Raw genomic sequence first — 20,646 nt, 5'->3', positions numbered from 1 at the left:
GATAACGTGCCGCAGAGGACAATGGTCATAGCAGCAAAAGGACCGTTGATCATGCCCCACACCATGCCGAATCTTTCCCGTCGTGCTTTTGGCCGTTTGGCTCTTGCTTCCTCTGCCGCCGCATTCGGTGGTGCTCTGGGGGCTGGTTATGCGCGTGCTGCCACCCCAAAAGGCGAGCCTATTAAGGTTGGTATTCTACATTCGCTCTCTGGCACCATGGCCATTAGCGAAACAACCCTAAAAGACGTCATGTTAATGCTGATTGCCGAACAAAACCGCAAAGGCGGCCTGTTGGGCCGCCCGCTTGAACCTGTTGTGGTAGACCCGGCCTCTAACTGGCCGCTATTTGCGGAAAAAGCGCGCCAGCTTTTGTCTGTCGATAAAGCCTCTGCCGTGTTTGGCTGCTGGACAAGCGTGTCTCGTAAATCTGTGCTGCCAGTGTTTGAGGAACTGAATGGTATTCTGTTTTACCCCGTGCAGTACGAGGGGCAGGAGTGCAGCCGCAATATTTTCTATACCGGTGCGGCACCTAACCAGCAGGCTATTCCCGCGGTAGATTATCTGCTGAGCGAAGATGGCGGCGGTGCCAAACGCTTTGCACTGGTGGGTACAGATTATATTTACCCCCGCACAACCAACCAAATTCTTGTTAGCTACCTTAAGTCCAAAGGCATTGCTGATGAAGATATTATGGTAAACTACACGCCGTTTGGGCAGTCTGACTGGCAGACCATTGTTTCCCAAATTAAAGCCTTTGGGGCTGCGGGTAAAAAAACGGCTGTTGTGTCTACCATTAACGGTGACGCCAACGTGCCATTTTATAAAGAGCTGGGTAACCAAGGTATTTCTGCAACCGACCTGCCGGTTATGGCCTTTAGCGTGGGTGAGGAAGAACTGGCAGGCATGGACACCAAACCGCTGGTTGGCCAGCTTGCGGCATGGAACTACTTTGAAAGCATTGATACCCCAGCAAATGCTGCGTTTATTAAACAATGGCACGCTTATACAAAGCAGCCCAAACGCACCACGAACGACCCCATGGAAGCCCACTATATTGGCTTTAACATGTGGGTGCAGGCTGTAACCAAAGCAGGCACAACCGACCATGATAAGGTGATTGATGCCATGGTTGGTATTCGCCAACCTAACCTGACTGGCGGTGTGGCAGAAATGCTGCCAGACCACCACCTGACCAAGCCTGTGTTTATTGGCGAAATTCAGGATGATGGGCAGTTTTCAGTTGTCTGGAAAACCCCAGCACTGGTACCGGGTCAGGCATGGTCACCTTGGGTGGCGCAAACAAAAGACCTGATAGGCGACTGGCGCCAGCCTATTGCGTGCGGCAATTACAATAGCGCTACCAAAACCTGCCTAAGCCATAAGCATGCGTAAGCTGGGTCTGGCTTGCCTGCTCGCCGCTCTGTGTCTGGGCGGCGGTCTAGGAGGGTCATCTGCACGGGCAGATGATTTCTCTGGCCTTGCAAGCCCGCAATTTGAAGATGTGTCTGCCAGCATTACCGCCCTTGCGGCAAATGGCAGCGCACAGGCAGACGCAGCGTTGCAGGCGCTAGAGGCGCACCATCTTTTTAGCGGTGCAGATGGCGCGTTATTTATTCACGCAGGCGAGGTTTGCCAAAATGCGCGCACGGGTGAGGCCACAACCTGCCCTGAAGAAGGGTTGAAGCCTGTAAGGGTTAATAACCGTATTCGTAAAGTTTTGGCAGGCGTTCAGGCGGTGAGGGAACTGAGTGCTCCGCAGCCTGAAGAACGCATAAAAGCAGCCGAGACATTTTATACACGCCACGATGCAGCCCTTCTCCCGGCGTTAGATAATGCCCTGAGCAGCGAAAAAGTACCCGCTGTGCGTGAAAAACTGATGCAGGCCCATGCTGCGACAGTGCTGGCGCAGCCTCCGGCGGAGGGGGCGCAGGCGGCAAGGCTTAAAGCGGTTGGCTTTTTGGCAGAAGTGGGCGGGCTTGAAGCGCGCGGCCTTTTGGCTGGTGTTGCCGCCAATGTGGGGGAGGCACCAGACGTACGCCATGCGGCACAAAGTGCCGTCTCACGCATTGACTGGCACCTGCGTGTTTGGAGCGTGCTGCAAAATGCGTTTTACGGCCTAAGCTATGGCTCTGTTCTGTTGCTGGCTGCAACGGGGCTTGCCATTACCTTTGGGGTTATGGGCGTTATCAACATGGCGCATGGCGAAATGATGATGATTGGCGCCTATGTAACGTGGCTTGTGCAGCAGGGCATTAAAATGACCGTACCTGCGCTAGAACCCTTTGCCATTCTTATTGCCATACCCGTAGCGTTTGTGGTGTGCGGCGGTATTGGGGTGGTGATAGAGCGCAGTTTGATACGCTTTTTGTATGGCCGCCCGCTTGAAACGCTTTTGGCAACATGGGGCCTTTCTTTGGTGTTGCAGCAGGTTATTCGCTCTCTTTTTGGGCCAACCAATATTGCTGTGCAAACCCCAGCGTGGCTGTCTGGCTCTATCGCCTTAGGCGGGCTGGACATAACGCTGAACCGTTTAGCTATTTTGGTGTTTGCCGGGCTTGTGCTGGGCGGGCTTATGCTTGTGTTGCGCCGCACGCCCTTGGGCCTGCAAATGCGCGCTGTTACGCAAAACCGCCGTATGGCAGCCCTTATGGGTATCCGTACCCCTAAAGTAGATGCTCTGGCATTTGGCCTGGGTGCCGGTTTGGCAGGCTTGGCGGGTGTGGCGGTAAGCCAGATAGATAACGTAAGCCCCAACTTGGGCCAGTCTTATATTATAGACAGCTTTATGGTGGTTGTGTTTGGCGGCGTAGGCAACTTGTGGGGCACATTGGCTGCAGCCATGGCGCTGGGCATGGGCGGCAAAGTACTGGAGCCAACTATTGGCGCTGTGTCTGCTAAAATTGCCATTCTTGTGCTGGTTATTGCCTACATACAGCGGCACCCGCGTGGCATGTTTCCTGTGCGTGGCCGGGGTATTGAATCATGAATGCTTTTTCTTGCCAGTCTGCGCGGTCTTTCAAAAGCGTTGTTTGGACAGCGGGTTTGGTGCTCCTTGCGGCTATAGTGTTGGCAGTGGCCAGCTTACTGCCAGAAAGCAGCCCACTGCACGCTTCTGCCTTTGTTGTGTCTTTGGCCGGTAAGTATCTGGCTTATGCCATGCTGGCCCTTTCGGTTGATCTGGTATGGGGGTTTGCGGGTATTCTTACCCTTGGGCATGCTGCCTTTTTTGGCTTGGGCGGCTACGCCATGGGTATGTATCTCATGCGTGAAATTGGTGCCCGTGGTGCCTATGGTGATGCAAACCTGCCAGACTTTATGGTCTTTCTGTCATGGAAAAGCCTGCCTTGGTATTGGTGTGGCACAGACCATTTTGCATGGGCCATGATGCTGGTTTTGGTTGTGCCAGCCTTGCTGGCCGGGGTTTTTGGCTGGCTTGCCTTCCGCTCCCGCGTGTCTGGTGTGTATCTCTCTATTATTACGCAAGCTCTGACTTATGCGCTTATGCTGGCTTTTTTCCAGAACGGTTTTGGCTTTGGCGGTAATAATGGCCTGACAGACTTTAAAGACATTCTTGGGGCAGACCTGCACGCCCCCGCCACCCGTGCTGCCTTATTGGTTGCAACAGGAGTGGCATTGGCTGCGGCCTTGCTTGCAGCACGCTTTATTGTAGGCAGCCGCTTTGGCAATTTGCTGGTTGCCGTGAGAGATGCTGAAAACCGCACACGGTTTTTAGGCTATCGGCCAGACCAGGTTAAGCTGTTGGTATGGGTTTTTTCTGCCATGCTGGCGGCTGTTGGGGGGGCGCTGTATGTAACCCAGGTTGGTATTATTAACCCCGGAGAATTTGCACCCGCTAACTCTATTGAATCTGTTATCTGGGTGGCAGTTGGCGGCCGTGGTACATTAAGCGGTGCAGTTCTGGGCGCTATATTAGTCAACTTTGGCAAAACGCTGTTTACGGCATGGTTGCCTGAATTCTGGCTATACGGGCTTGGGTTGCTGTTTATTGGCACAACTCTTTTTCTGCCCAACGGCATTATGGGCCTGTGGCGGCCAACCAAGAAAAACGACCCTGAAGAAATTACACCCGAAGTAAGCGCACCAGAAGGGGAGCACCCATGACAGAAGCTTTGTTGCTTGATGTGCGTAATGTGAGTGTAACCTTTGATGGTTTTCGCGCTATTAACTCTTTAAGCTTAGCGCTTAAACCCGGAGAAATGCGGGCTATTGTTGGGCCAAATGGTGCCGGTAAAACCACCATGATGGATATTATTACCGGCAAAACCCGGCCCGATAGCGGTACAGCTACCTTTAAAGGGCACGACTTAACCCGGTTAGATGAGCCAGCCATTGCGCGTTTGGGTATTGGCCGTAAGTTTCAAAAACCCACCGTGTTTGAAGCCCTAACGGTAACAGAAAACCTGTTGCTCTCGCTTAAAGGCATCCGGTCACCTTTTGCGGTATTATTTGCCCGCCAAAGTAGCCGCGAGCGTGAGCGTTTGGCAGAGCTTTTGAGCCTGACCCGTTTGGAGAGTGTTGCAAACTCTACAGCCGGAGACATGAGCCACGGCCAAAAGCAATGGTTGGAAATTGGTATGCTTATGGGCCAAGAACCCGACTTGTTGTTGGTTGATGAGCCTGTAGCAGGCATGACCGATGCAGAAACCATGGCAACGGCCGACCTACTGCGTGAAATTAATAAAACCCGCAGCGTTGTGGTGGTTGAGCACGATATGGACTTTGTGCGTGCCTTGGGTGTGCCCGTTACCGTGCTGCATGAAGGCTCTGTACTGGCAGAAGGCACATTAGACGATGTGAGTGCCGACCCTCGCGTTATTGAGGTCTATCTTGGGCGTTAAAATTTACTCTGCTGGCAGAAAAAGGGGGCGTGTGCATGCTCAAGGTTAAGGACGTGCATTTGCACTATGGTGCAGCAATTGCTCTGCGTGGGGTTTCGTTAGAGGCAAAGCAAGGTGCAGTAACTTGCTTGCTGGGCCGTAACGGGGTGGGCAAAACCAGCCTGATACGTGCTGTTACCGGCATGCATGCAGTGAGTGAGGGGTGTATTGAGTGGGAAGGGGAGGATATTACCAAACTACCCGCCTACGACCGTGCCAAGCGCGGCATAGCAACCGTACCGCAAGGGCGCGATATTTTCCCGCTTTTGAGCGTGCGCGAAAATTTAGAGACTGGGTTTGGGTTGCTGCCCCGTGGCCAGCGCAAAGTACCAGATGAGATATTTGACCTCTTTCCCGTTCTGGCAAAAATGCTTGACCGGCGTGGGGGTGACTTATCTGGCGGGCAGCAGCAGCAATTAGCTATTGCGCGTGCGTTGGTTATTAAGCCGCGCTTGTTGGTGCTTGATGAACCCACAGAGGGTATTCAGCCGAGCATCATCAAAGACATTGGCACCATTATTGCCATGCTACGCGATAAAGGGGACATGGCCATTTTATTGGTTGAGCAATATTTTGATTTTGCGTTTGAACTGGCAGATAGCATTGCCGTGCTTGACCGTGGGCGGGTTGTGCTCAACGGGCAAGCATGTGACTTTGCGGCAGAGGATGTTCGCGCCCATATTACCATTTAATGCGGCCTAAGCCGGGCAACTGGCCGCCAACAGAGTAGCAATGCACCCACCACGCACGTTTTCACAAGCGGCTAGTAGCCACTTTGCCACTAAACCAGAGCAGCTTTTATGTGGCATGGTGGTGCTGGCTAATGTTGGGGCGTGGGTTTGGGCCGCTTGCTTACTGGGTACGTCACCTCTTTTACTGGGCACGGCGGGGCTGGCGTGGGTTTTTGGCCTACGCCACGGGCTAGATGCAGACCATATTGTTGCTATTGATACCGTAACCCGCAAACTTATGCTCTCAGGCCGTCCGGCATCACGGGTAGGGCTGTTTTTCTCACTTGGGCATTCTAGCGTGGTTATAGCGGCCACCTTGCTGCTTGCATTGCTGCCGGTGCGTGGGGTGTTAGAGCAGTGGCACCTTATTGGTGGGGTGTTCGGGACTGTCGTTTCAGGCTCTTTTATGGGTCTTGCCGTTATTGCCAATATTTGGATGGCTGCCCAACAATGGCACGCGCTTAAGCAACACCAACCAGCCCCTGCTTTGGGGCCAGGGGGTAGCGTATGCTCCCCGCTCGGTTGGGTGGTACGTCCGTTTTTTAGCCTTATTGGGCGTGCGTGGCACATGTACCCCTTAGGGTTTATATTTGGGCTAGGTTTTGATACAGCCAGCGAAATTAGCCTACTTGGCATGACAACACTACAGGCTGCACAGGGGGTAGGGGTACTTGGTGTTTTAAGCCTACCGCTTTTATTTACATCTGCCATGGCCTTGGTTGATACGTTAGATACAGTGCTCATGTGCCGTGTGTATGCTTGGCGTGGGCAGGCTGAGGGCAGACGGGCAATTTATAATTTAGTTATTACGCTTATCTCTTTAGGGGCAGCCGCCGCCGTGGCAGTGGTGGAGCTAGGGCCACTTGTATGGGGAGATGGCTCTTTTGGTGCGTTATCTCAGAGTATCAGTTTTATAAGTGAGCATTTCTCAGCCGTAGGTGGCTGTATTTTAGCAGTCTTTTTAACTGTATGGGCAGTGGCGCGGCTTTTACAGAAAAGAGCACCAAGCCAGATCTGACTTTGGGGTGCGTGTAGCAATGCTGGTGGGTAAGCCAGCATTGAATAAGTTAGCGCATAATGCGGCGTATTACGCTTAAGAGTTCGTCTATAGCTTCATCGCCGCCATTTTCCTGCACGGCGTTACGAACGCAGCCGTTGGCATGGTCGGAAAGAATTTGAATGGACACGCCATCAAGCGCTGATTTGATGGCTGAAATTTGCATAATAATATCAACACAATAGCGGTCAGTTTCTACCATATTCAGCACGCCACCAATTTGCCCTTCTATACGGCGTAAGCGGTTGATGAGTGCTTTTTTCTTGGGCTGTTCAACCCGTTTTTCGGTGTTCGGTGCCTCTGTGGTGCAGTGCGTGCAGGTTGTAGCTGGGGCTGTATTTTGCGTTTGAGTAGCCATAATTACGATACCTTCCGCCTACCTAGACCCATATAAATTGGGCGTGAGGATACAAACTCTTCATTCCTGTCCTGTATAGCATCTGCGTCTGTTGCAATAGGGGCAGGCTGAGTAATTGGGTTATTTGGCTAACAAGAGGGAGCTTATACCAAAATAAAAAATGCCCTTGAAAATAGGGGTGGGGGGTATAATATATTGGGCAGAAACTTTTAAGGAGTGAGGTCATGCCCGAAACTATAAGTTTTGCTATTGGTGGCATGACCTGTGCCGCGTGCGCTGCCCGTGTTGAAAAAGTGCTCAACAGGCAGGAGGGTGTGCAGGCAGTAGTCAATTTTGCCACAGAGCGTGCGCAAATTGTTTTAAACTGGCCAGAGACAACGCCTGATATGGTTGTAGCCGCTGTGCGCAAGGCTGGTTTTACGGTAGCGGAGCGCAGCCTTGACCTGGCACTTACCGGTATGAGTTGTGCGGCTTGTGCTGCCCGGATTGAGCGCGTGCTCAATAGAGTGCCGCTTACACAGGCACATGTTAATTTTGCGACAGAGCGCGCACATATTACGTTTGTACCCGGTGTTGTTGAGCCTGAAACCCTTATAAGCTGCATTGAAAAAGCAGGCTTTGGTGCAAAGCCACTAGAAGCCTTAAGCGCGCCAGACCAGAAGGCTATACGTGCGCAAAGCTGGCGGCGTGAGCGCAACCATTTTTTGCTGACATTGGTTCTGGCTCTGCCTTTTTTTGTTGAAATGGGCGCAATGTTTTGTGGCTTTGGGCATGTATTGCCCGGTTGGCTGCAATTTGTGCTTGCCACCCCGGTACAATTTTACTGCGCCCGGCATTTTTATAAACAGGCTTGGAATGCGCTCAGAGCTGGCGCTGCCAATATGGATGTATTGGTCGTTTTAGGCACCAGTATTGCTTATGGGTTTAGTGCCTTTGTTGTTGTGCTGCATGCGCAGCAGCATTTATATTTTGAAGCAAGTGTTTCCATTATTACCCTCATTTCTTTGGGTAAATTGTTAGAGGCCAGAGCCAAAAATAAAACCGGTGCAGGGCTTGAAAGCCTTTTGCATCTTCAACCGCAAATTGCCCATGTTGAAGCCGATGGCGTGGTGCTTGACCGGCCTGTGCAAGCGGTAAAAGTAGGGAATATTTTTGTGGTGCGCCCCGGAGAGAGTGTGCCGGTAGATGGTGTGGTTATAGAAGGTGCTTCTGAAATAAATGAGGCTATGCTGACAGGAGAAAGCCTGCCAGTGCTGAAAACGCTAAAAGCGCAGGTTTACGCTGGTACTCTTAACACGACTGGCTTGCTGCGCGTGCAGGCCACTGGTGTTGGGGCAGATACCGCGCTGGCGCATATTGTTAAAATGGTTGAGCAGGCCCAAGGCTCTAAAGCCAGTGTGCAGCGCTTGGCTGATAAAGTGTCTCAGGTTTTTGTGCCAACTGTGGTGGTGCTTGCTTTACTGACGTTTTTATTAGGCTGGTTTGTAACCGGGCACGTGGTATGGAGCCTTGTTTCGGCAGTGTCTGTATTGGTTATTGCCTGCCCCTGTGCGCTGGGCTTGGCTACCCCTACGGCTATTATGGTCGGCACTGGTTTAGGGGCACGGGCGGGCATTTTGTTCCGTAATGCAGATGCTTTGGAGCATGCCCAAAAGCTCAAAACTATTTTGGTTGATAAAACCGGCACCCTAACGCAAGGGAAGCCAACAGTAAGTGATGTCCTCCCTTTAAAAGAGGTAGACCCAACGCGTTTGTTGAGTGTGGCTTGTGCTTTGGAAAAAGGGTCTGAACACCCTTTAGCACGCGCCGTTGTGGATTACGCACTGCAAAAAAAAGTACCTGAGCAAAGTATTACAGATTTTCAGGCCGTGCCGGGCATGGGTGTTAAGGCAAAGTTTTCTGGGCAAGTGGCTTTACTAGGCTCGCCTCGGTTTTTAACCGATGCAGGCTTGCCTGTTAAGCAAGGCATGGTGGTAGGGCTAGAGCAAGACGGTAAAACTGTTATCGGCGTGGCGCTCGGTACTGAGGTGTTGGGGTATATTGCCTTATTAGACCAGCTAAGGCCCGAGGCAGCGTCTACTGTGGCTGCGTTAAAAGCTGCTGGCATTCAGGTTATTATGCTCACTGGTGATAACGAACGCACAGCGCAGCGCGTTGCACGGCAAGTGGGCGTGAATGCTTATTTGGCTGGTGTTCTACCGAGCCAGAAAGCGGAGAAGGTACAGGCTTACCGGGCAGAGGGGAGCTTGGTTGGCATGGTAGGTGATGGCATTAACGACGCACCTGCTTTAGCCGCCGCAGATGTCGGGTTTGCTATTGGTGCGGGGTCTGACGTGGCGTTGGAAAGTGCAGACATTGTGCTGATGAAAAGTGACCTTAGAAGTGTGCTCGATGCGATCTCACTTTCAAGGGCCACCCTCTCTAAAATTAGGCAAAACCTATTTTTTGCTTTTATTTATAATGTATTGGGGTTGCCTTTGGCGGCATTCGGTTTACTGAACCCCATTGTGGCAGGAGCGGCTATGGCCATGAGTTCGGTTTCTGTTGTGAGCAATTCTTTACTTTTGAACCGCTGGAAGCCTTTGGAGCAAAAACGAGGCTAAGCATGTCATTCATTGATTAATGGAGCGAGTCGGTGTCGCTCTATTCACAGTGTCGTTAGGTGGGGCCATTATTGAGCAACCTGCAACGGTTAGTTGCGCTAATGCTTATGGGTTTGGTTTATTGTAAAGAGGTAGTAAGTGTCGGCTAGCTTCGAGTGAATATTATTTTTTAAAATCAGGTGGATATTTACTATTTTAGAGTTCTTGTGCCCGTTTTTGTGTGTGGGGCTTCTTACGTGCGAGAGAGCAGAAGGTAAGGCTTCAATACAAAACAATTTGTACTTTGTAAAAACTCTTTAAGAGTGATGAATTTGTGGAGTTATTGCGAAGTATAATTTTAACTTATTAAGAATATTTTGTTTATTATTTTCAAACTCAATTTATTTTGCAATGGGCGTTGCGCTATAGCATAATAAAATGGAAGTCCATGTTGTGTCAGTTATAGTCATCAGGTGCGGGTTTGTCGCATACGCTTACGAAGGCATACCCTTAGCCAAGATGAATATTTGGCTATTATGGCCAGCAGGTGAGTAAATAATATTGGATTTCGCAAATATGCGCCATATAAGCTATTCCTCGTTGTAGAGAAGGGTGGGGTCTGTCTTATGCAGGAAGTGAAATATCTAGATCCCGTGCAGAGACTTTATTGCGCCCTTTTGAATACGGCAGATGCTGTTTTGCTTGCAGCAACCGACACAGAAATGTGCGACAAAACATGTGCAGATCTAGTGCGCGATGCGCTATTTCAAGCTGTTTGGATTGGTCGTAAAGAAAGTAAAGGTAGCCGCCTTACGGTACTTGCAAGTGCTGGCCCCGGAACCGATGGTTTAGCCGATTTTGAATGCGGTTATACTCAGCCCACACCATGTTTGCCCGTTGCTGTTAGGGCGTGGGAATGCCAGCAGCTTGTTTACTCCAATGATGAACTAGAGGATCAAAAACAGGCACCTTGGTTCGATTTTCTGGAAAGGAACCAGTGGCGGGCAGTTTTATCGGTTCCAGTTTGGCGTAGTGGAGTTTGCTGGGCCGTTATTTCTTTTGTATTTGCCCAGACCGATATGTTTGATGAGCAATCAATTGGTTTATGCCGCAGGGTTGCCAATCTTTTGGGGCATTCTTTAGATAAATTTGACTCTCAAAAAAGATTACAGCTCCGTCAGGCAGAAGAAGCATGGCTTGCTCGGCATGACCCGCTCACAGCTCTGCCTAACCGTCTGGCGCTCGATGAATATTTGCCGCAGGCATTAGCGCGTGCCAAGCAGAACGGTACTACCCTCGCATTGGGTATGCTTGATCTAGACGATTTTAAGTCTGTTAATGACGGATTTGGCCATAAAGCCGGAGATTGCCTGCTCAAAGAGTTTAGCCAACGTTTGAAAAAAAGTTTGCGCCAGGCAGATTACGTTGCGCGCTTAGGTGGTGATGAGTTTGTTGTTGTTCTGGAAAACCTTGATTCTCTCTTAAGCGTTTCGCAGGTTATGCAAGTTTTGGACAGCTTGCATGTTGCCGTAGAAACGCCATTTAAATTTGGCGAACATGCGAGCGCCATGGTGGGTATGACATTGGGGTTGGCTTTATACCCTGTTGATGGTGAAGAGTTGGATACATTGTTGCGGCGTGCCGATGCCGCCATGTATCAATCTAAACAAAACAAGAGTAATCGTAAAAACTGGTGGTCTTTGGCCAGTAGTTGTATGCCTCTGCAAATTGAAGAAGCATTTCAGCAGGCCTCTTTTGAGGCGTATGGCTTAGAGGCTCAGGACTTACTAACACGTGCTAAGACGTTTTTGTTACGTATTCGTCAGAATTTTATTGATAGTTTTTATGAAAAACTCGCTAAAATTGATGAAGCACGGGAAATTTTAGCAACGCTTTCCGATGATGAAAAAGAGCATCTCAAGCAAAAACAAGCCGACCATCTTGATTTTTTATTGGATCCAAAAACAAAACAATCAGATATTCTGCAGAGAGCCAGTAAATTAGGTGTCATTCATGCACTTTGTGGTATCTCACCTTCTTTGTTGAGTGAGTCTTATAGTATTTATAGGCGCCTACTTATTGATAGTTTGGATAAAGCTCTGCTTCGTGCTTATGACCGCTACCATATTTTATTAACAACCGAGGTTCGTTTACAAGATGACAAAGGAGCACAACTGAAAGCAGCTCAAATTATAGAGCAAAATTATTTTTCTGTTTTATTCGATAGGGTGCCAATTACAGGGCGTATTTGGCCAGATATTAGTAAAAATGGCATGGATGCCTTAGCAAGACTCCCTGGCATTAGGGCTGTTTTGCTGTTTCGTATGAACCCTGCCGGTGAGTTAATTGTAGAGCATAGCGCGGGCAGCAAAGGTACGGCTTTGGCTGACGCTATTCATAAAAATATTGGGCAGCCTACGCTTACCGCAAAGTCACCATTCCAAAATTCAGTTACTGGTTTAGCTTGGCGTACCCGCCGTCAGCATAGTTGTGCTTCTTATATTACAGACCCTCGTGGGGCGCGTTGGCGTAATATGATGGAGCCTCTAGCCATACGTTCTTCTCTGAGTATCCCAATTTCATCTGAAAAAGAGCAGCTTGCGGTCGTTTTGACAGTGTTAGGGGCGTACCCTAACCAATTTGAAACACAGCGTATGAAGCAATTTGCGCGTAGCCTGCAATATCGTTGGGAGCAGTTGTGGGTAAGGTGCAGTTCTCAGCAGGGTATAGCCGTAACCGAAGAAAAATCATGTTATTTGCGTGACCGGTTGTTTAATGGTGGCTTGCGTATGTATGTGCAGCCTATTGTTAATTTGCGTACAGGGGAACTGTTAAAAGTTGAAGCTCTTGCGCGGATTGAAGACGTCGATGGCCGCATTATTGAACCAGCAGGTTTTCTCTCTCTCTTAGGGCAGAGTGAGTTAGATAGACTTTTTCAAATGGGGCTTGAAGAGGGGCTTTCTTCTGTCAAAAAATGGGAAGCCCAAGGCTATTTTATTAAATTGGCAATTAATATGCCCCCAACTTACCTTATTAATAAAGAGGGTCCGGATTGGGTTAGTGGTATATTAAAACGTTATGCTGTGCCTGCTGAGAATTTAACTGTTGAATTACTTGAAACGCCAGGAATAGAGGCAAAATTACAGGATACGGCTATACAGCGTTATAAAGAACTAGGGGTTAAAATTGCGATAGATGACCTTGGTGCTGGGTATAGTAATTTTTCACGTCTGTCTTCATTTGCATTTAATGTTATTAAAATAGACCAAGGTATTTTAAGGAATATTTACATTTCTCCGCTGCAAACTTTTAGTATGGTCAAGTCAGTGCTGGATATGGGGCGTGACTTCCATGAGCAGATTATTGTGGAAGGGCTAGAGAATGATGAGGTTATTGAAGCGGTGTCGCATTTGGGAGCGCAATGCGGGCAGGGCTTTGGTATTGCTCGCCCATTGGCTCCTGAAAATTTCTTGGAGTGGAAAGAGCGTTACAGCGCGTCTGTGAATCTTAAGTCTAACGGAAAACGTTTGGTGAGCGATTTAGGTGCTTTGGCATACCACTGGATGTCAACGCGTGGCGGGCAGACATTAAGTAAATATTCATACCATAGCTGCCTTATGACAGCATGGTTAAATGCTCAGGGTTTGGCGGATACAGAAGTAGCTGAATGGCACAAGGAGTGCTACTATGGGCCAGACCCAATAGCGGCCTCGTATAAATTTACAACATGGCTTGTAAAAAGAATTACTGGAGTATGAAAGCCCTAGTAATTCTTTCAAGCTCTGAAAATTTTAGTTTTTTGCGACTTGGTTTCTGCCGTTTTGCTTAGCTTTATATAAAGCTCTATCCGCGTTTGATATGAGGACATCAGGGTCTGGGTGGCCATCATAGTTTGCAACACCTAGCGATGCCGTAACAGTAAGTTGCGTTTCGTCTGGCATAATAAAAGGCACATTTTCAATAGTTTCTCGTAAACGCTCTGCAATTTTTAAGGCTGCAAGCCCGTCAATTTCAGTGAGAATAATGAGAAATTCTTCTCCACCGTAACGGAAAAGAAAATCTGAGGGTCGCACTGTATTTTGAATACGTTCAGCGACTTGCTTTAAAACTCTATCTCCTCCGGGATGCCCGTATGTATCATTAATTTTTTTGAAATGATCGATGTCGAGCATAACAATTGAGAGTGCTGATTGATCGTGAGAGGCGGCACTTACCTCACGAGACAGAATTGTAGGAAGAAACCGTCTATTCAACAGAGAAGTTAAGGGATCAATACCTCTTTCAAGGCCTTGCACACGTTGGAAGAGGGTAGTGAGTAAATATTTTAATTCCTGCACAGCAGCTTGGAATTTTAAGGTATATGCTTGCTGCGTTATAGCATTAATACGTTTGGCTTCTGGTAAAAGAACTTGATCAAATTCAGAAGACTTTTGTATCAAGCCATCTAGTTCTGGTGTGTTCTCAAAGAGCATTATTGCTCGATGACGTAGCCATAAACCAAAAGCAGAATTGGATAGCGGACAAAACGATTTGTCATGCGCAATGAGCGTGAAAAGAAAATTCTGGCTCCACTCCATAAGGGCAATAAGCTGGCTTTCTCGTTCAACGGTCATGTCTTGACCTAAAGACATGACGCGATAAGCTTCAACTGTTCTTACGTTACGCTTTGTATTTGTAACATAAGCAGCGCTCATTAAAGCTATAGCTTTGTCAATTTTATTGCATGCAAAAAGTAGTGCGTCACCAAGGGGGACAGGGTCGTGCATAATACTAACCAGATTATGGCCGAGTTCATTTTTAAGAAGAATTGCCCCTCTTAAGACTAAATGGATAGGAATGCCCAGTTGTGCATGTATTTTTCCTATTTTGCGTTGTTGTTCGTGGTTAATTTCTGGGTTCCGGGGGTCAAATAAAGAGTGTAGCCATTTTTCCATAGATGGCGCGAGGTGCTTGCGCACATCATCATGAGAGAGAAACGCTGCGGCTTCTTCGTTCTTTAAAAAATAACTATAGAATTTTTCTGTGAGGTTTTTTGCCTCACTCATTATGACATCATGTAAGATTTGCTGTGTCTCTGGGTATAATAGCTTGTAGCGTATGGGGCGGGTGTTCTGTGCCAAATCGTTCATGACGCTTGTTTATACTCTGCTTTGTTGCCAGCGATTAAAAACTTATCCCTTATACACCAAATATCGACAAATACTTCATACAATTGCAAGTATTTAGCTTCATTAACAATAAGGATTAATCTAGAGGTTAGTGATGAAAAATGCATAAATCAATAGGGAGTGATTTTTTACCAAGACTTGGGAAAAGAGAAGTATTTTACACTCTTAAAACATGGAAAAATAATAATAAATCCTTCTGTATATAACTAGTGAATATATGGAATAAGGCAGTTTAGGGTATGTGGGTTACGTCTGCTGCTGTGGATGTTTTTTCTTGTGGAGAGTGAGGTGGGGATTTTATGTTCGAGGCAGTAAGGGGAGCCGTGGGATATAGAAGCAAGGGAACTGGGGCGTGGTGACTCCTAGCCTGAGGCATAAACTGGAGAGTCTGGCTACTCAGGCTGGCGCTGAAAATGATGGTCATGGTAACCGTGTGGCAGCTATGATTCCAACTATTATGGCTGCAGCTGGGTTAGTGGACAGAGATGTATGGCCAATTGTTATTGGTGCACGCTTGCATGATATAGGTAAGCGTATGGTGCCGCCTGATATTCTGTTTGCACAACGCTCTTTGCAGCATTACGAGCGGAAAATTATAGCGAACCACCCTGAAGATGGGCTTGCTATCGTTAAAGAAGCTTTGGGGCATGTGCCGCAGGTTATTGGCACATGTATTAACGACCACCACGAACACTGGGATGGAAGCGGCTACCCAGGGAATTTGCGGGGTGAGGCTATACCTTTGCCTGCACGGCTTGTTGCTATTGCAGATGTAATAGACGCTTTGGCTTCGCCTCGGGCTTATAAGGCTGGCTTGTCTGCGGCAGTTATTCGCAATGTGCTTGTGCGGGGGCGGGGAAAGTTATTTGACCCAGTTTTGCTTGATGCTGTGTTAGAAAATTATAATGCCATTTTAGCTGCGCGTGTAAGTGTGGCCCCACCGCCGCGCATGCCTGCGAGTGTTGTCGGCGGACAGTCTGGCAGCACGCCTTAATGCCGTGATTGTGGTGGAATGAGACTTTATTTCTTTGAGATAATAAGAGGCGGAATTGCAAGATTATCTCTCCCTGCATGTTATGTGATTTGATAGAATAAACTCGCGTGTTTTTGGGGACGTTGGAGCCAAAGAAAGTATGATTAATTCCGCAATGAAGGCCTACCAGCAGGTGGCAGATTCTTCCATGACAGGCAGGCAGGCTGACGCTGCGTGCTTTGCTATTTTAATTGAAAAGTTACAAGCTGCTGCGATGAGCCATAATGTCGAACAGCGTATGGATGCTCTGACAGAGCATCAGCGTTTGTGGTCGCTGATTATTAAAGCGAACGTGCTAGACGCAGGTGTGACAGACTTGGAAGATCGCACCCTGTTTGTACATTTGGGCAATCAGGCCCAAGGCTATGCTATTCGTGCACTGCTAGATAGCTCTCTCTCTCTCGACCCTTTGATTGATATTGCCAACAATATTCTGGATGGGTTGGTTGAAGATGAAAATTCTGTGAGCAACGAAAGTGAAGGCACGCACAACTCTGCTGATGTTGTACTGTAAAATTTGATTAGGCGCGTAAGGATAAAAAATGGGTGTAATAGGGCAGGGGCAGAAGGAGGTGCCGCTTGGGAAAGTGCATTCTATACAAGATAGGTTGCATTTTTTGGAGCTAGATGCTCAGGCTGCAGATATACTTGCTCATTTACGCCCAAGCATGCCTGAAATATTAGAGGAAAGCCTAAGCGAATTTTATGCCCGCTTGGAAACTATGCCAGAAATGGCTAAGTTTTTCCCTAATAAAGAGATGATGCATACTGCCCAGTCGCGGCAATTGGCACATTGGCAAACGATTTTGACAGGCCGTTTTGGGCCTGACTATGTGCAGGATGTTATGCGTATTGGCGCGGTGCATGCGCAGAGGGGCATTGCACCACGGTGGTATATTGGTGGTTATGCCCTTCTTTTGTCTGGCATATTTCATAAATTGATAAAGCGAGAGATTTTAGCATTCTATAAGCAGCATAAAGGCCTCTTGGGAGCTCTTGTCGGGCCAAAGGAGCAAGAAATTGAAGAGGCAGCAGAGCAACTCGCTACGCAAATAGCCACTTTGGCGCGTGCTGCATTGCTTGATATGGATCTTTCAATCTCTATCTATCTCGAGAAATTACAAGAAGAAAAAGCGCGCGCTGATGAAGAAAGATCTGCGCTAGAGCAAATAGCTCGGGCTATCGACCGGGTAGCGGCGGGGGATTTAGAAGCTAGTTTGAGTGCAGATGTTTCTGAGAAATCTCCGCTTTTAGCCAAGGCGTTTCATAATCTTAAAAATGGTTTTGGTGGTATTGTTTCAGAAATACGCCAAGCTTCTGGGCTTGTGCGTGAGTCTGCGGCATCTATCAATAAGGGTAGTAGTAGCATTCTTTATCAAAGCGAAGAGCAGGTTGGTTCTATTCGTAAAATTACAGATGCAACTGCAGCACTTGAGACGTCTATTTCTGATGTGGCCGGAGAAACTGGCGCGGCTGAAAACGCTGTAAGGCAGTGTGTTGTTGCGGCAACCAGAGGAAGTACTAATATTGGCCATGTTCAAGAAACCATGGTTGAAATTAGAGCAGCATGGAACACTATTTCTGAACTCGTTGATACAATACAAAACATTGCAGCTCAGACAAATTTTTTAGCATTGAATGCAAATGTTGAAGCTACTCGCGCAGCAGAAATGGGGCGTGGTTTTTCTGTTGTGGCAACGGCTATTAGAGATTTGTCGGTAAAAACCACAGAGGCGGCACGTCAAATTGCAAGTTGTGCGCGGCAGAGTGAAACCATGATTTGTAACGGAGATAGAGCCGTTAATTTCATGATGTCTGATTTAAAAGAAATTGGCTCGGGTATTACTATAGTAAGTGATGCTATTTCTAAAATTAATGTAGAAATGGGTAAGCAAGAAATCAGTGTAAAAGAAACGCACGGTGAGGCTGAAGCCTTGCGAGATCTGACTGAAAAAACATCCAATATGACCCGTTCTACATCGTTAGATTGTAAAGATTTGACTGAGAGGTCAGATAAGATGGTTGGCTTAGTGAGTAATTTTACGCTTTCGTAAGATACTTTCTGTAATAAAGATTTTTTATTTTACTGTTAAAGTAAGTGAGAGGTCAGGCCTTAAAAAGGATCCTGACCTCTTAAAATTATTACTGTTTCATTGCGATTGTTGTCTGCAACAGTTCGCTTGCTGTTGTCACAATTTTTGTATTCGCTGTGTAGGCCTGCTGAGCAATAATAAGAGCGGAAAGGTCGCTGGTAAGGTCTGTTGTAGAGGATTCCGTATAACCGACAGTGAGTGAGCCTGTACCATTTTCGCCAACAAGACCTGTCTGGGGGGTGCCTGCAGAAGGGGTTGCGAGGTAAGCCTGACCGCTGACTTCTTGTAGATTATTAACCGAGGCAAAGTTGGTTAAAGCGACCTGACCAATTGCTTGCGTATCACCCAAGCTGAACTTTGCCATAATGGTGCCGTCGCTCTGAATTTCAACACCAGTGTAAGACCCAACCTGAGAGCTGCTTTTGCTATCTGTTGTGGGTGTTGTGATTACGGGGCCGGTAGAGGAAGAAAGAGTGGCCCCCGAGGTGCTGCCTTGTAACCCTAAATTAAGTTGGAAAGGCATTGATGCAGATTGAGACTGTAAATCTGTATAGTTGAAAGTGAGAGGGATTGACGAATTGGTGGTTGAAATAAGGCTATTTGTTCCGTCTTCGCTTTTGGAAACGGTTTGAATTGCACCTGTTGTGGAATCAAACTGAACGTAATAGGTGCCGGAAACTGAGCTGTTAGTATCGGGTGTACTAACGTCTAGTTTCCATGTTTGTAGGTTGTTGGTTGTTGTCGAGTCAGACACATATGACCAATCAAGCTTTACATTGTGGGCGTCATTATTTGAATCGTAGATGGTTGTTGTTTGTGAGTTAGTGGCAGTTGATGTCGTTTTGTCGACAGAACTGCCAACGTAACCTTTAACCGAAATAGTAGGGTTACTAATAGGAGAATACTGTACGTTAGCAACATTGACCGACGTGAGTTGGTTGCTCAGAGTGCCAGTGCTTTGGTCTGTTACTTTATACCCGCTCAAATAGTACCCGCTAGTGTTAACCAGATAGCCATTTTTATCTTCATAAAATTCGCCATTACGGGTGTAATACCGGGTCTGGTTTAGGCTGGCGCTTGACGATGTGTCTGAAGGCGATTTTGTTACGTTAAATAGACCTGAGCCATCAATGGACATGGCTAAGCTGTCGTTACTGACTGTGGCTGTGCCTTGCTTGTCAACGTGCTGGATGGTGACGGCGGCAACTGAGTCGGAATTTCCTTCGTTGCGGCTGCTGTTGATCAGTTGGCCTGAAACAAAGTCCTGAAATGCGGTTGAGTCGGCTTTATAACCAACGGTCTGACTGTTGGCGATGTTGTTACTCAGGTTTGAAAAAGCGGTGGATTGGGCGTTAATCCCGCTAACGGCTGTTGAAATCGCATTAAAAACCGACATGAAGGGTTCCTGTCTTGCCTACGCGTTTGAAGGGCGTGTTCGTGAAGGCCCGCATGAGAGTGCGGAAAAGCGAACAGCCGTCAGGGTTGGTGGTGCGTGTACTATGACGTACGGGCGCACCTATGCTTGCTGTCTTGAGTAGCATGCGTGCTCTAAAATACAAGATTTTACCGAGAATAGGAAACTTTGGCTTAATTAAAAAGGAGTAATAAAGCACTGATATGGTAGGGTATATTTAAGACTTTATGAGGCACGTGAGCCGGGTGTTTTGAGTTTCATGATATAAGCGATGACAGCGGCAACGGGTTGGAAATACTCAGCAGGAATTTCACTTTCTAAGGGGAGAGTGTAGAGGGCGCGCGCTAAGGGTGGGTTGGGGACGACCGGCACTTTGGCCTCGGTTGCTGCCTCACGTATGCGGGCCGCGAGTTCGTCTGTGCCTTTGCCAACAATTTTTGGGGCAGCATCTGTTGCGGCGTCGTAAACCAAGGCGACTGCGTAATGTGTGGGGTTGGTAATAACCACCGTGGCTTTGCGAACATCATGCATCATGCGTTGGCGGGAGCGTTTTAGGCGGATTTGGCGCTGTCTGCTCTTAATGTGGGGGTCACCGTCTGTTTGTTTGGTTTCTTCCTTAATGTCTTGAAAGCTCATACGTAAGCCGCGTAGTCGGTTGTAGCGTGTCCAGAGGTCGTCCAGTACTGCAATGAGTGCTTGCAGGGCCAAAATAACCAGTGTGGCATAGATAAACCAGCCAGCAATTTGAGAGGTGAGATAGGGGATAGTCCAGCGCTCAGTGAGTGGGGCAATGGCGAGCGTTTTTTTAGCGACACCATAAAGCAGGGTGCCGAAGGCCGTAAATTTAACAAGGCTTTTGAGTGTTTCGACCAAGTTGTTCACGCTGAACATACGCTTAATGCCCCGCATGGGGGAAAGACGTGAGATGTCTGGTGCTAAAGATTCAGGACGAAACAAAAAAGAGGTTTGTAAAAAACCGATAGTAAGAATGACGGTAAAGCTTGTGCAGGCCAAGGGGGCGGCCAAAAACAAGCCTTCAATAAAGGCTTGTTTAGCAAGGTCGTACACAACGGTCATGTCGTACGGGGTGCTGCCAAAATGCTCCATAATGCCGCGCATATGCAGCAAAAATCGTTTAGCAGAAACGCCCGTTGTGGTTGAAAAAACGAGTAGAAAAATACCCAGAATTAAGAGCATGCCCAGTTCTCTGGACTGAGCAATATTCCCTTCTTCACGCGCGGTTTGAAGGCGCTTCTCTGTTGGGGCTTGACTCCGCTCTCCCCCGCCTGACCCATCTTCTGCCATGGTTGCT

Annotated in this window: 15 protein-coding genes; 11 read left to right on the top strand and 4 right to left on the bottom strand. The window is 48.0% G+C overall.

The genetic code is table 11. From position 1 onward, the window contains the following. The first annotated feature begins 51 nt into the window (after positions 1 to 51). From urtA to Abor_RS07900, 6 genes are read left to right on the top strand one after another with little or no spacing between them, the layout of a single operon-like run. Positions 52 to 1,392: an urea ABC transporter substrate-binding protein gene (urtA, locus tag Abor_RS07925; RefSeq protein WP_048841295.1), complete on the top strand. Its 1,341-nt coding sequence runs from the start codon at positions 52 to 54 to the stop codon at positions 1,390 to 1,392. Further along, positions 1,385 to 2,986 carry an urea ABC transporter permease subunit UrtB gene (urtB, locus tag Abor_RS07920; protein WP_048841294.1) on the top strand — a complete coding sequence of 534 codons (1,602 nt, stop codon included), beginning with the start codon at positions 1,385 to 1,387 and terminating at the stop codon, positions 2,984 to 2,986. The genes urtA and urtB overlap by 8 nt, the downstream gene beginning before the upstream one ends. After that, the gene (urtC, locus tag Abor_RS07915) at positions 2,983 to 4,122 is read left to right on the top strand and encodes an urea ABC transporter permease subunit UrtC (RefSeq protein WP_048841293.1); all 1,140 of its coding nucleotides are present in this window, start codon (positions 2,983 to 2,985) and stop codon (positions 4,120 to 4,122) included. The genes urtB and urtC overlap by 4 nt, the downstream gene beginning before the upstream one ends. Continuing rightward, complete coding sequence (gene urtD, locus Abor_RS07910) at positions 4,119 to 4,859, top strand: urea ABC transporter ATP-binding protein UrtD (RefSeq protein WP_048841292.1); 741 nt, start codon at positions 4,119 to 4,121, stop codon at positions 4,857 to 4,859. Before urtC ends, urtD begins: the two co-directional genes overlap by 4 nt. A gap of 35 nt (positions 4,860 to 4,894) precedes the next feature. Then, positions 4,895 to 5,590 carry an urea ABC transporter ATP-binding subunit UrtE gene (gene urtE / locus Abor_RS07905; RefSeq protein ID WP_048841291.1) on the top strand — a complete coding sequence of 232 codons (696 nt, stop codon included), beginning with the start codon at positions 4,895 to 4,897 and terminating at the stop codon, positions 5,588 to 5,590. Between the two features lie 40 nt (positions 5,591 to 5,630). After that, positions 5,631 to 6,647 (top strand): HoxN/HupN/NixA family nickel/cobalt transporter, encoded by a 1,017-nt coding sequence (locus tag Abor_RS07900; RefSeq protein WP_084594433.1) that lies wholly within the window; start codon positions 5,631 to 5,633, stop codon positions 6,645 to 6,647. Between the two features lie 49 nt (positions 6,648 to 6,696). Here Abor_RS07900 and Abor_RS07895 read toward each other — a convergent pair whose 3' ends face one another. Continuing rightward, positions 6,697 to 7,044: a metal-sensitive transcriptional regulator gene (locus tag Abor_RS07895; protein WP_048841290.1), complete on the bottom strand. Its 348-nt coding sequence runs from the start codon at positions 7,042 to 7,044 to the stop codon at positions 6,697 to 6,699. A gap of 224 nt (positions 7,045 to 7,268) precedes the next feature. Here Abor_RS07895 and Abor_RS07890 point away from each other — a divergent pair, with 224 nt between their 5' ends. Continuing rightward, the gene (locus Abor_RS07890; protein WP_048841289.1) at positions 7,269 to 9,647 is read left to right on the top strand and encodes a heavy metal translocating P-type ATPase; all 2,379 of its coding nucleotides are present in this window, start codon (positions 7,269 to 7,271) and stop codon (positions 9,645 to 9,647) included. Positions 9,648 to 10,252: 605 nt separating this feature from the next. After that, positions 10,253 to 13,384 carry an EAL domain-containing protein gene (locus tag Abor_RS07885; protein WP_084594432.1) on the top strand — a complete coding sequence of 1,044 codons (3,132 nt, stop codon included), beginning with the start codon at positions 10,253 to 10,255 and terminating at the stop codon, positions 13,382 to 13,384. Positions 13,385 to 13,417: 33 nt separating this feature from the next. On the opposite strand, the gene Abor_RS07880 is transcribed toward Abor_RS07885, so the two are convergent. Beyond that, positions 13,418 to 14,755: a GGDEF domain-containing protein gene (locus tag Abor_RS07880; protein WP_048841287.1), complete on the bottom strand. Its 1,338-nt coding sequence runs from the start codon at positions 14,753 to 14,755 to the stop codon at positions 13,418 to 13,420. Between the two features lie 391 nt (positions 14,756 to 15,146). Between Abor_RS07880 and Abor_RS07875 the strand changes: the two genes are divergently transcribed. The 3 genes from Abor_RS07875 (at position 15,147) to Abor_RS07865 (ending at position 17,881) form a co-directional block, all read left to right on the top strand. Then, on the top strand, positions 15,147 to 15,788 hold the full coding sequence (locus Abor_RS07875) for an HD-GYP domain-containing protein (RefSeq protein WP_048841286.1): 642 nt from the start codon (positions 15,147 to 15,149) through the stop codon (positions 15,786 to 15,788). A gap of 139 nt (positions 15,789 to 15,927) precedes the next feature. Continuing rightward, positions 15,928 to 16,341, top strand: a complete 414-nt coding sequence (locus Abor_RS07870) for a flagellar biosynthesis regulator FlaF (protein ID WP_084594431.1) — start codon at positions 15,928 to 15,930, stop codon at positions 16,339 to 16,341. 28 nt (positions 16,342 to 16,369) lie between these two features. Then, the gene (locus tag Abor_RS07865) at positions 16,370 to 17,881 is read left to right on the top strand and encodes a protoglobin domain-containing protein (RefSeq protein ID WP_048841285.1); all 1,512 of its coding nucleotides are present in this window, start codon (positions 16,370 to 16,372) and stop codon (positions 17,879 to 17,881) included. An 88-nt stretch (positions 17,882 to 17,969) separates the two neighbouring features. On the opposite strand, the gene Abor_RS07860 is transcribed toward Abor_RS07865, so the two are convergent. Further along, positions 17,970 to 19,316, bottom strand: coding sequence for a flagellar hook-basal body complex protein (locus Abor_RS07860; protein ID WP_048841284.1), 1,347 nt, complete (start codon positions 19,314 to 19,316; stop codon positions 17,970 to 17,972). 243 nt (positions 19,317 to 19,559) lie between these two features. After that, on the bottom strand, positions 19,560 to 20,639 hold the full coding sequence (locus Abor_RS07855; RefSeq protein WP_048841283.1) for an EscU/YscU/HrcU family type III secretion system export apparatus switch protein: 1,080 nt from the start codon (positions 20,637 to 20,639) through the stop codon (positions 19,560 to 19,562). Positions 20,640 to 20,646 lie beyond the last annotated feature (7 nt).

It is taken from the genome of Acetobacter orientalis (genome assembly GCF_000963965.1).
Lineage (GTDB): Bacteria > Pseudomonadota > Alphaproteobacteria > Acetobacterales > Acetobacteraceae > Acetobacter > Acetobacter orientalis.
Note: the sequence above shows the minus strand (reverse complement) of the source record. Positions and strands in the feature narration are given on the sequence as shown.

Bases quoted from the DNA above. Each gene is read 5' to 3' on its own strand.
- urtA (WP_048841295.1), top strand. From the start codon at position 52: ATGCCCCACACCATGCCGAATCTTTCCCGTCGTGCTTTTGGCCGTTTG.
- urtB (WP_048841294.1), top strand. From the start codon at position 1,385: ATGCGTAAGCTGGGTCTGGCTTGCCTGCTCGCCGCTCTGTGTCTGGGC.
- urtC (WP_048841293.1), top strand. From the start codon at position 2,983: ATGAATGCTTTTTCTTGCCAGTCTGCGCGGTCTTTCAAAAGCGTTGTT.
- urtD (WP_048841292.1), top strand. From the start codon at position 4,119: ATGACAGAAGCTTTGTTGCTTGATGTGCGTAATGTGAGTGTAACCTTT.
- urtE (WP_048841291.1), top strand. From the start codon at position 4,895: ATGCTCAAGGTTAAGGACGTGCATTTGCACTATGGTGCAGCAATTGCT.
- Abor_RS07900 (WP_084594433.1), top strand. From the start codon at position 5,631: ATGCACCCACCACGCACGTTTTCACAAGCGGCTAGTAGCCACTTTGCC.
- Abor_RS07895 (WP_048841290.1), bottom strand. From the start codon at position 7,044: ATGGCTACTCAAACGCAAAATACAGCCCCAGCTACAACCTGCACGCAC.
- Abor_RS07890 (WP_048841289.1), top strand. From the start codon at position 7,269: ATGCCCGAAACTATAAGTTTTGCTATTGGTGGCATGACCTGTGCCGCG.
- Abor_RS07885 (WP_084594432.1), top strand. From the start codon at position 10,253: ATGCAGGAAGTGAAATATCTAGATCCCGTGCAGAGACTTTATTGCGCC.
- Abor_RS07880 (WP_048841287.1), bottom strand. From the start codon at position 14,755: ATGAACGATTTGGCACAGAACACCCGCCCCATACGCTACAAGCTATTA.
- Abor_RS07870 (WP_084594431.1), top strand. From the start codon at position 15,928: ATGATTAATTCCGCAATGAAGGCCTACCAGCAGGTGGCAGATTCTTCC.
- Abor_RS07865 (WP_048841285.1), top strand. From the start codon at position 16,370: ATGGGTGTAATAGGGCAGGGGCAGAAGGAGGTGCCGCTTGGGAAAGTG.
- Abor_RS07860 (WP_048841284.1), bottom strand. From the start codon at position 19,316: ATGTCGGTTTTTAATGCGATTTCAACAGCCGTTAGCGGGATTAACGCC.
- Abor_RS07855 (WP_048841283.1), bottom strand. From the start codon at position 20,639: ATGGCAGAAGATGGGTCAGGCGGGGGAGAGCGGAGTCAAGCCCCAACA.